This window comes from uncultured Brachyspira sp., from assembly GCF_944388875.1.
Taxonomy (GTDB): domain Bacteria; phylum Spirochaetota; class Brachyspiria; order Brachyspirales; family Brachyspiraceae; genus Brachyspira.
The window spans coordinates 67428-78843 of sequence record NZ_CALXKQ010000011.1 but is presented as its reverse complement, the minus strand read 5'-3'; the positions used below and the strand labels follow the sequence as shown (position 1 = coordinate 78843).

The following is an 11416-nucleotide window of genomic DNA, read 5'->3' as shown; positions in this document are numbered from 1 at the left end:
TAAACTCTAAACTCTAAACTCTAAACTCTAAACTCTAAACTCTAAACTCTAAACTCTAAACTCTAAACTCTAAACTCTAAACTCGTTTAAAGTTTAAATTTATGAGTAAAATATTTATGATTTTACTATATTAAAAGTTTAGGCATTTTAATTATTGCAGTAAAGTACTAGTATAAAAAATTTAATTAAAAGGAAATAACGATGAAAAATGATTTTGAAAAACAAATAGAACCATTCTTTTTTGTAGAACATGAAAATAGTGCATCTCTCTGCTTAAATGTTGGAGAATATAAAGCAGAAATATTTGAAGAAAGAGCTGATGAAGGTTTTGAAGGTGGAGGGTATGATTGGCAGTCTTTGGCTATAGTGTTTTTGGAAGAAAAAGTGCCAGAGTTAAAAGGCATTATTGATTTTGATTCTGAGGCAAGTATGTTCTGTGCTTATAGTAGTAATATTGAAGCATTAAAGAAATTTGCTTTGTTATTTAAAGATGCATGCGAAGATGATAAACTTATAAGCGATTTATTTTCCAAGGCTGAACTTGATTAAATATTTAGTTTTGACAAAGTTAATAATTTTAAGTATAATATATATTATGGAAAAGAAATTAAATACTAAACAAATAAAATATTTCAATCCGTTAAATGATTATTTTATAAGATATCTTTTTACTGATAAAGGAAGCAGTGAAGCTATACTTTTAGATTTTATAAATTCTATAATGATTAATGCCAATATGAAGACTTTCCGTTCTGTAGAAATACTTACCCCTTTTAACCTTAAGAAGAACAAGAATTTGAAAGAAACAATAGTTGATGTAAAATGCATCACACAAAATGGTTCAGTGGTTATAATAGAAATACAATTACAAGGCAATTCAAGATTTCCAGAACGAATACTTTATTACTGGGCATCTAATTATAGTAAATTATTAAAGCATGGTGAGAGATATGATGAACTTACTCCTGTAATAAGTATAAATCTATTAAATTTTAATTTGGATAAAACAAAAAATATACATTCCTGTTATATGCTTTATGAGATGAATAATAAAAAACTTCTTACTGATCATTTACAGATACATATAATAGAGTTAAAAAAATTCAAGAAAAATGTATTATCTAAAGATTTAAATTATTGGCTAAAAATATTTACAAGTAAAAATTTGGAGGCATCTATGTCTGAAATAGTAAAAGAAAAACCTATAATGGAAGAAGTACAGAAAAAATATAATAATTTTGTGAAAAGCAGATTAATGATGATGGAATACGAGAAAAAAGAGGCTTATTTATACGGCAATCAAATAATGCTTGATGAGGAGAGAAGATTAGGAATAGAAGAAGGAATAAAAATGGGTAGAGAAGAGGGCAGAGAAGAGGGCAGAGAGGAAGGAGAAAAAATTAAAGCTTTATCTATAGCAAAAAGTTTAAAAAAATCAGGTTTAGATGATAAATTTATAAGTGAGAATACAGGATTAAGTATTGAAGAAATAAAAAAATTATGAGCATATGACAAATTTATTTGTCATATACTATACCGAAGGTACGCAGAGCGAATAATTTTTTTATGAATATAGATAAAGAAATAAAAAAATTATGAGTATATCACAAATTTTATTGCCGTATATTTTTAGTAAATATTTTTCATTATAATAATTAGATATAAGTGTAAGAATTTGTATTATAAATAATATAAAAAAGGAAACATAATGAATATAATTGAACAAATTAATGAACTGCATGAAAATGATGAGCATGAAAAAATAATTGAGATTATAATTTCTATTCCAAGTGAAGAAAGAAATTCAGAGATTTTAAGCCTGCTTGCCAGAGCTTATAACAATGTTGAAAAATATGATGAGGCATTAGATAATTTAATGTATATAAGAGAAGAGGGGATTGATGATGCTTTATGGAATTATAGGGTAGGTTATGCTTATTATTATAAAGGAGATAAAGAAATAGCAGAAAATTATTTTAAAAAGGCTTATGATTTAAATAATGAAGATATTGATGCTTATAATTTTTATATGCTTTGTTCAGAAGACATAGATGATGGAATTAATTTTGAAGAGAGAGTTAATAGATTTTGGAAATGGTTTGAAGAAAATGAGAAAGTTATATCTGATTTTATAGATAAAAAATCTGATATGACATCAGAGGAAATAGTTGAATTTGTTTCTGATGGTGCAGCATTAATATCAAACAATTTGCAGTTTAATTTCGGCGGTGATTATGAGTTTACATTTACTGTAGAAGGTAAGGAATATTTATTTTATCTTACTCCTAGAGTAGTATCCGCTATGCCTGAGAAATTAAAAAGCAAATGGAAATTCTTTCCTTATATTCCAAAGCAAGATATAACTAATTCTAATTTTAAAATGTATAATAAAGATTTAAGCTTTAAAGAAATTTTAGTATATGCTGAATATGATGATAATACTAATTTTTTTAATTTGAAATTCTATAATAAAAAATTAAATGAATTAGAAGAAGATTATGCATATAATGCTTTTTATATAATGCTTGAACATGCAGTAGGTGAGAATATATTAAAATTATATTTATTAGGAAATATTGAAAAAAGTGATAAAAGACTTGATAATATGATAGAGCTTACAAAACTTTATGACTTTATAACAGATACTTTAAAAAGTAAAAATAAAGATATTGTTATAGATCCTATAAATAAATATACAGTTTATGAGTGTAAACCTACAGACAATTTCTTTAGAGAAGATATATTCATTGGAAATACTTGTTATATGGAGCTTATTAGTGATTATGCTAATTATAATGTAGATGCGGTTGTTAATATTTCAAAAATGGGAGCAAGAGCTGTATATTTAGCCTATGTATTTGCAGATAATGAAGAGAATGGTTTTAATGATGAAAATATAAATAAAAAACTTCTTGATGAAAGAAATAAAATTACAGATGAACTTGAAAATATTATGGGCAAAAAGGAAAGCGGTAAGGAAATAGGTATAATATTAGGTAATGCCTTTGGAGTAGTTGGAGGATATATAGATTTGCTTTTATACAATCAGGATGAGTTTATAAAGAGAGCTGAAGAAGTATTAAGGAATTATAATTATAAATTCAGATTATTAAGATTCAGACAGTATTCAGAAATTATAAAAACATTTAATGAGTAGTAATTGATTATAAAAAGAATGGTATTATATTTTTAATACCATTCTTGCTTTATTTGTAGAATTAAAACTCTTTTATTTTTTCTTTGTTTAGAGTTTTTATTAATTCTTTTGCTATATTAATAGAAGATATTATATCATCATAAGAAGCATAACAGTAATGACTATGTGCATACCTAGTTGCTACACCCAATACTACGCTTGGAGTATCTAAATTAGTTTTATGATAAACAGCACCATTAGTAGAACCTTTTTCACGTACAATAACCTGATGAGCTATATTATTTTTTTTAGCTATTTCTATAGTATATTTATTTAGTCTAGGATTAGTTATCATACCTCCGTCAATTACTCTAAGCTGAGATCCTCTTCCTATAGCACCATGAGATCTATCTCCGTAATAGAATGTATCATCAGCAGGAGAGCCTTCAAATACTATAACCAAATCTGGCTTTACTTTATTAGAAGCTACAGAAGCTCCTCTAGCTCCCACTTCTTCCTGAGCTGTCATCATTCCAACTAAATTAACATCCAGTTTTTCATCTTTTAAAGCCTTTAAAGTTTCTATAACGCATAAAGCTCCAACTCTATTATCTATTGCCTTAGCACATATACTTTTTGTTCTGTCATCATATCTGAATTCAACATCAGGTACAGCTGTATCTCCTATACATATACCAAATATTTTCTCTGTTTCTTCTTTGCTTCTAGTTCCTACATCTATATATAAATCCTGTAAAGATGGCAGTCTTCTTTTATCTTCATCCGTCATAAAATGAGGCGGTTTTGAACCTATAACTCCTTTAACATATTCTCCGCTTGATGACTTTATCACAACAGAGTTTGAAACTATATTAGGTATATGCCATCCTCCTAATGGTATAAAAGATAATGTTCCGTTTGTATTTATATGTTCTATCATAAAACCTAATTCATCTATATGACAATCTAGTCCTATTATAGGTTTATTTTTATCAATTTTCTGAAGTCCCAAATATAAATTGTTTATAGAATCTCTTTCATTATCTATAAATGATGTGTTTTTTCTTATAATTTCTATGACATCATCCTCAAATCCAGAAGGTCCGAATGCATTAGTTAAATCTTTCATCAGGTTTAAAATATCATTCATAAAAAGTCCTTTATAAAAAAATAATAAAAAATATAATAAGTTATTTAAATAAAATATCAATGTTATAATATTAGTTTTTATTTTATTTATGTAAAATTATAGAATATATTGTTTATTTAACAGATTGTAATACAGCTTAAAACTACATTATAAAAATATAAAAATAATAATTTTAAATTCTAAAATTTTCTTATATTTTTAAATATTAATAAAAATTCAATATTAATTTTTAAATATGATTGTATTTTTGTTAATTATATTATATTATATAATAATAAGTAGAAATAAATTACTTGACTTATAGCTATTATATATTATAATTTACTGGTATAATTTTAAGGAGTTAACATGAGTAGTGCTATATCAAATCAAATACTTGTATTTAAGATAAATAATGAATTATATGGAATAGATATTCTTAAAGTTCAGGAAATATTAAATTTTATGCTGCCTTCGCCTATACCGAATTGTCCGGAATATTTAAAAGGTATTATTAATTTGAGAGGTACTATTATCCTTGTTATAGATTTAAGAGCTAGATTTCATTTTGATGAGCCTATGAACCCTGAAAATTGTGTTATTGTTGTTGTTGCTATAGGCGATAAAAAATACGGCTTAGTTGTTGACTCTGTATCTGATGTTCTTACCATTAATAGTGAAAATATTCAGGAAGATATAGATATGCATGTTGGTATAGACAGCAGATATATAATGGGCTTAGTTAAAGCAAATGAGCAAATGATAATTTTGGTAGATATAGATAAGGTATTTATTAAAGATGAACTTGATGATTTGACTAATACTATTAATAACGCTATAGTGAAATAATTATTTATGTCATCTCATAGAATACTTAGGGTAAATGAAAATATTAAACAAACTCTCTCTATAATAATTATGAGGGAGATAGAAGATCCTAGAATTAAAAATAATCTTGTTACCATTACAAAAGTAGATACTTCTAAAGATTTGAAAAATGCTAAAGTGTATTTTGTATGTTTGCATGAAGATAAGCAAAATGAAGTTTTAAATGGGCTTAATAGTGCTAAGGGTGTCATATTTTCTTATCTTAAAAAACAGCTTACTATTAGATATGTTCCTAATTTGACATTCCATTATGATAAAAATTTAATAGAAACTAATAAAGTATTAACTGATATAAAAAATTTAGATATTCCTGATTTAGATAATTAAATGTTTAAAGGATTTTAGATGTCTGTTACAGAAACTTATAAACAGGAAAATAGTATATTTCCTAAAGTTGAAAAAAATCAAATATTAGAAAGAATATCAAAAGCGGATAATATAACAATTACAGGACATAGAAATCCAGATTGTGATTGTATATGTTCTGGTTTGGCTTTATCTTTACTTATAAAAAATATTTTTAATAAGGATTGTACAGTTGTAAATACTGATAAAATTCAAAGAGATTTGAAAAATATTTTATTTGTTGATAGAGTAATTTTCGAAGTTAATGAAAATAATCTTCCTAAAAAAGATGTTTTAATTATACTTGATTCTGGAGATATAGAGAGAATAGGGTGGATTGCTGATATTACAGATAAATATAATGAAGTAATATTTATAGATCATCATAAAGTAAGAAACATTAAAGGTGTTACTATGTTTTATGATGATATAAAAGCTGGTGCTACATGTGAGATAATAGTTGATATATTTCAGGATTATTTAGAAAAATTTGATTCTACTATAGCTACTTTGCTTTATAGCGGTATTTGTACTGATACTGGAAGTTTTATATTTAGTAATACTACAGAGAGAACATTGCTTTATGGTTCCAAATTGATGAGCATAGGAATTATACAGGAAAATTTAGGTAATATTGTTAGAAAGAGATATACTAAAAATGATGTTGCTGCTTTAATGGAAATATACAGAAGAATGGTAATAGACTATGATAACAAAATAGGTTATATATGCCTTGAAGATACTATTTGCGGTACCAGTATAAAAGAACTTGGTGTAAGTGCTTCAGATACTCTTATACAGATGGAAGATGTGCTTATTGGATTTATTATTCATGAAGGTGATGATAATTTTAGGGTAAGCATTAGAAGCAGATGTTCTAAAGATATTAGAGAAGTGGCTGAGAGTTTTGGAGGCGGTGGACATCCTAAGGCTTCTGGTTTTTCTGTACTTAAAAAAGATTATACTAAAGAAAAACTGATAGAAGAAATAAATAATAAATTAGTTAATTTACTGTGTTCATAATTTATGACAAAAGATGATATAATTATATATACAGACGGTGGATGCAGGGGAAATCCAGGTCTTGGTGCTTGGGCTGCTATTCTTATAAGTGAGAAGCATAATCTTCGTCTTGAAATAGGTGAAAGTGAAGAGAATACCACAAATAATAGAATGGAGATGAAGGCTGCTATTAAGGCACTTGAAAGATTAAAACATTCTCATAATATTAAACTTTACAGCGACAGTGCTTATTTAATAAATGGAATGACTAAATGGATATATTCTTGGCAGAAAAATAATTGGATAAAAAGCGATAAAAAGCCAGTTGAAAATAAAGAATATTGGTTAAAATTAATAGAATTATCAAAAAAACATAATATAGATTTTGTAAAAGTAAAAGGGCATTCTAATAATAAAGAAAATAATAGGGCAGATGAGATAGTAAATATTTTAATGGATAAACATATAGAAAGCGGAAATACTTCTTCTTTTAATGAAAAAAGAGAATATAAATTCAGTTAAAAAATTTTATATTATATAATCATCAGCAATTTTTCTAAGCCTCTTATTTCCAAGTACATGAAAATGTCTTAGTTTTCTTAGAGTTTCGCTTGAAAATGTGGTTAGTGGTACATAGACTATTTCAACCGAGTTTTGTTTTGCAAACTCTTTTAATATGCTTGAAGGAGGAGTAGGAGCAACATAGCCTAAATATTTGTCCACAGAATATATTATAGCAGTATAAAGCAGAAGATCAGCATAGTTTCTTACAATACCTTCTTTTTTTAATTGAGTATATATACTCCAAACATCATGAGGAGCCTGAGGCGGCATTAAAGAAGCATATCCTCCGAAATAGCATTTAGATATTCCAGGTCCTACAAGAGTATTTCCTGGTTCTGTAGAATATAGTATTAAATCGCTGTCATCATGTGCTTCGCTGTACCATACTATATTCCAATCATAATCATCATCATGTTCATCATCAAAAATAACAACCATGTGTCCTATATTTCCTTTGATTTTAGGAATCTCTTTAACATATATTTCATTTTTATAATAATTTCTTATAGTTTCACGCATATCAATACCGTCTTTTATACTCACTGTAAACGGTTCAATTTTTGCTTTATCTTCTGTAAGCATGTTTCTTATTTTGTCCCTAAGTATATTCATGTGTTTTTCCATAAGTATGTCTTCAGGAACATGGGAAAGTAAATTGGTTCTCTTATTCCAAACATCCTCCCATTCTCCATCATACTTTTCTCTAGGACGCGTTGTAACATGAACCTGCTTAAAAGAAGTTTTCCATACATTATCATACTGATGAAGTTTTATTTTTTTATCTTTAAGCAAACCCTCCATACCATTTGTACTAGGATCTCTGTTTAATTTTATGGTAGGATAGTTTTCATCCTCTTCATTATAATGCGGATAGTATTCCATTCCCTGCATAACTTCCAAAGCATAATCATTATTTATCATACATTTAGCTGCTGTGAGCATATCTATATAATCAGGTATTATATAATTATCAAGAAGGCATAAATTTCTCAAATATTTCATCATATTCTTCTGCTGAAGTATTGATATAGGAAGTTTATATCTTAATTTTGCTTCTCTGAATATTGTTTCTATTATATTTATTTTATCAAAGTTTTCTAATTCTCCATTTCTGTATAGTTCATACATATACGTTGTAAATGGAAACTCTCCAAGCATCTTATTTAAAGATTCTTTATGTACATTGTATATTTTAGGTTCTTCATATTCATCATCATTACTTTTATTTATATACTCTTTTATTTCTTTTTTTTCATCCAATCTCTTTAGAATAGAAACCATATTCTCCCAATGGGACATACCTATAACAAGAAGAATTTTATTATATTTTTTTGATAGTTCATGCAGATTTTTAGCCATATATATTTCCCGCTCTTCATCTGTATAATCTTTATGGAATATATATTTTGATTTTACCTCTTCATAAAATTTTTCAAGCCCTATACTTTTCATAACATAATCATCAGGCATAAGATAATGCGAATTAGAATTAATTGAAGTAATATCTTTATCAATAGGAAAGAATGGAATCTCTTCATCTATTGCAAGCCTAACAGCTTCTATTATAGAATCGCAAGGATCTATAGGTATATATACAGCTTCATTATTTATTTCTCTTATAATTAAACTTATAAAAGGAAGTCTGCTTACAGCTTCACGCAATGAATCGGTAAAATTAGCAGGATGCTCAACAGCTATGATATCTGGTTTAAACTCTTCAAAAGCCTCTCTTACAGCCATAGAAAAATATACCCTTGAATGTATAGAAGGTATAGCCAATATATTTTTATATCTTAAAATATTTGAGTTTATATTTACTTTAATATTTTTATTCATTATATATATTCCTTTAATAATTAAGGAAAGAATCTATTATATTATCAAGATCATTTGAATCCTGCAAATAATGAGAACATACTTCACAAGTTTCAGTAGGTATTTTATCTTTAATGAATAAATCAGTTGTAAATGAATAGCATGAAGGTCCTGGAATTTTTCCGCTTATAGCACATACTCTTACGCTTACAACGTTTTCAGGTCTTTTATACCAAGTAGGCTTAACTTCTTTTAATGCCTCTACCATATATTTACCCCATATAGGAGCGGCAACTCTTCCTCCAACCTGATTATTTCCCAATGAATATTTGAATGAGTCAAAACCAATCCATATACCAGTTGTAAGCTCAGGAGTGTATCCTACAAACCAAGCATCTTTCCAATCATTTGATGTTCCAGTCTTTCCAGCACCCATTCTAGTAAACTTAGCTTCATACATTGCACTTGTTGCAGTACCGCCTCTTAATACTCCAGTTAATATATCGCTTATCATATATGCTACTTCTTTACTGATAACCTGTTTTGGTCCTCCGCGTAATGTTATTTGTTTTTTAAGTTCTTCTTCAAAATTATCTATTACTATTCCATATCTGTCGGTAACATATCTGACAAGTATAGGCTCAACTTCCTTTCCCTCATTAGCAAATTCTGCAAACCCTGTAGTAAGTTCAAGAGGAGTGAATAAGCCAGTACCAAGTCCCAATGTTAAATCATGATTAAACATTCTTTTAGATTTATCAGAATCTGGTTCTGCATTGAATATTGGCTCTACATATCTTATAGCATTGGTAATACCTACATAATTTAGAACATTTACAGTAGCTATATTTAATGAAGCAGCTAATGCATATCTTAGAGTAACATCCCCTTTAAAATTTCCAGAATAATTTTTAGGTATCCAAACATCCCCTTCTTCACCTTCCTCAGGAACAAAACCAATAGGAGCATCACTTACTATTGTAGAAGGGCTGTAATTAGTAACATCCATAGAAGCAGCATATACAAAAGGCTTGAATGAGCTTCCAGCCTGTCTTCTTGCCTGAGTTGCTCTATTGAACTGATTTCTTGCTGTGAAACCTGAGCCTCCCACCATAGAAACTATATGTCCGTTTCTAGGGTCTATCGATACTAATGCCCCTTCTATTTGTCTTGAAAGTTCTGCCTCATCGGCTTTCATAACATCCATTGTTATGTCATTAACTTCTTCCATTCCAAATATATCTGAGAATAATGCTAATGGAGGAGTTGTATATTTATTTAATGTATCTCTGACTGCTATATTGAATTTATTGTAAGCACTATCTTCTGGAAGATTGAATAGTATAGAAAGCATTTTTACTTTATCAATAGTTGCTCTGTCATAAATATTTATAACATCCATAGAGCCGCCTTCATATTTATTATTATATTCTTCTAATGCTTCAGTTAATAATTTTTGAGCGGCTTCTTGTTTTTCTATATCTATAGTAGTATATATTTTAAGTCCGTCTTCTTTTAATGCTTTTTCTCCGTATTTATCTACAAGCTGTCTTCTTACATATTCTGTTACATAAGGGGCTCTGTCTATTGAGGCACTGTATGCAGTTGAGCCTCTTCTTCCTATTTTTCCAGTATATGTATCCCAGAATTCTTTATGTGCTTCTTGTGCTTCTTCTCTGCTTATGAATTTTAAATCAGCCATTCTATTAAGAACAACTTTATGTCTTGCTATTGATATATTAGGATTATTAATAGGAGAGTAGGCATTAGGTGCAGGAGGAAGTGTAGCAAGCATTGCACATTCAGCCAAATCTAAATTCTGAACATCCTTATTAAAATAGAATCTGCTTGCCGCCTGAACTCCGTAAACTGAATGTCCGAAATATATTTGATTAAAATATAAAGTTACTATTTCTTCTTTCGTAAGTCTTTTTTCTATTTGGAATGTAACCCATATTTCTTTTAATTTCCTCATTATAGTTCTTTCACTTGATTTTAAAACTATGTTTCTAGCTACCTGCTGAGTTAATGTACTTGCTCCTCTTGCTCTTTTTCCTGTTAATATATTTCCCAATGTTCCTCTGAATATGCCGAAAATATCTATTCCAAAATGTTTCATAAAATTATTGTCTTCCATAGATATTATGGCTTCTATTAAATGCTGAGGTAAATCTTTATATTCAACCAATGCTCTTTGCTCTGTGAAAAATTCTGATATTACTTCACCTTTTATATCATAAATTTTTGTAGGTATTGTAGGCTTATATAATTCAACCGCCTGCACATCAGGCTGAATAATTATGTCTGACAGTAAAAATGCAAATACTAATGTATTTATAATAAATATTAAAGCTATTACTATTATATAAAATTTTTTAAATTGTTCTATGTTTATACTATTATACTTTTTTGAGATTGTTTTTAGAAATTTCAATTTATTATCCTATTTATATATTTTTTATATTATACAAATAATCATTTAATTAATCAATATATTTTTTTATTTTTATATAGGATTGTATATGGCATAATATAAA

10 protein-coding genes are annotated in these 11416 nt (G+C 27.7%); 7 read left to right on the top strand and 3 right to left on the bottom strand.

Translation table 11 applies throughout. From position 1 onward, the window contains the following. The first annotated feature begins 201 nt into the window (after window positions 1-201). The 3 genes from Q0J69_RS08235 to Q0J69_RS08225 all read left to right on the top strand — a co-directional run bounded on the left by Q0J69_RS08235 (window position 202) and on the right by Q0J69_RS08225 (window position 3157). Window positions 202-549 (top strand): immunity 51 family protein, encoded by a 348-nt coding sequence (locus Q0J69_RS08235; RefSeq protein WP_297206051.1) that lies wholly within the window; start codon window positions 202-204, stop codon window positions 547-549. Between the two features lie 46 nt (window positions 550-595). Then, on the top strand, window positions 596-1504 hold the full coding sequence (locus tag Q0J69_RS08230) for an Rpn family recombination-promoting nuclease/putative transposase (RefSeq protein ID WP_297206048.1): 909 nt from the start codon (window positions 596-598) through the stop codon (window positions 1502-1504). A gap of 204 nt (window positions 1505-1708) precedes the next feature. Continuing rightward, window positions 1709-3157 carry a tetratricopeptide repeat protein gene (locus Q0J69_RS08225; protein WP_297206045.1) on the top strand — a complete coding sequence of 483 codons (1449 nt, stop codon included), beginning with the start codon at window positions 1709-1711 and terminating at the stop codon, window positions 3155-3157. 61 nt (window positions 3158-3218) lie between these two features. Here Q0J69_RS08225 and Q0J69_RS08220 read toward each other — a convergent pair whose 3' ends face one another. Beyond that, window positions 3219-4286 carry a M42 family metallopeptidase gene (locus Q0J69_RS08220; RefSeq protein WP_297206042.1) on the bottom strand — a complete coding sequence of 356 codons (1068 nt, stop codon included), beginning with the start codon at window positions 4284-4286 and terminating at the stop codon, window positions 3219-3221. Between the two features lie 348 nt (window positions 4287-4634). On the opposite strand from Q0J69_RS08220, the gene Q0J69_RS08215 reads away from it, so the two are divergent. Genes Q0J69_RS08215 through rnhA form a run of 4 tightly spaced genes read left to right on the top strand, consistent with a single transcriptional unit; the run spans window position 4635 to window position 7022 of the window. Next, on the top strand, window positions 4635-5114 hold the full coding sequence (locus tag Q0J69_RS08215; protein ID WP_297206040.1) for a chemotaxis protein CheW: 480 nt from the start codon (window positions 4635-4637) through the stop codon (window positions 5112-5114). Window positions 5115-5120: 6 nt separating this feature from the next. After that, a complete protein-coding gene (gene rbfA / locus Q0J69_RS08210) occupies window positions 5121-5480 on the top strand; it encodes a 30S ribosome-binding factor RbfA (protein ID WP_297206037.1) in 360 nt (119 codons plus the stop codon). 18 nt (window positions 5481-5498) lie between these two features. Continuing rightward, on the top strand, window positions 5499-6521 hold the full coding sequence (locus Q0J69_RS08205) for a bifunctional oligoribonuclease/PAP phosphatase NrnA (protein WP_297206035.1): 1023 nt from the start codon (window positions 5499-5501) through the stop codon (window positions 6519-6521). A 3-nt stretch (window positions 6522-6524) separates the two neighbouring features. Continuing rightward, a complete protein-coding gene (gene rnhA, locus Q0J69_RS08200; RefSeq protein WP_297206032.1) occupies window positions 6525-7022 on the top strand; it encodes a ribonuclease HI in 498 nt (165 codons plus the stop codon). Between the two features lie 6 nt (window positions 7023-7028). On the opposite strand, the gene Q0J69_RS08195 is transcribed toward rnhA, so the two are convergent. Together Q0J69_RS08195 and Q0J69_RS08190 are read right to left on the bottom strand one after the other, a co-directional pair. Beyond that, the gene (locus Q0J69_RS08195) at window positions 7029-8900 is read right to left on the bottom strand and encodes a conjugal transfer protein TraB (protein WP_297206029.1); all 1872 of its coding nucleotides are present in this window, start codon (window positions 8898-8900) and stop codon (window positions 7029-7031) included. A gap of 13 nt (window positions 8901-8913) precedes the next feature. Next, window positions 8914-11313 (bottom strand): PBP1A family penicillin-binding protein, encoded by a 2400-nt coding sequence (locus Q0J69_RS08190; RefSeq protein ID WP_297206027.1) that lies wholly within the window; start codon window positions 11311-11313, stop codon window positions 8914-8916. Window positions 11314-11416 lie beyond the last annotated feature (103 nt).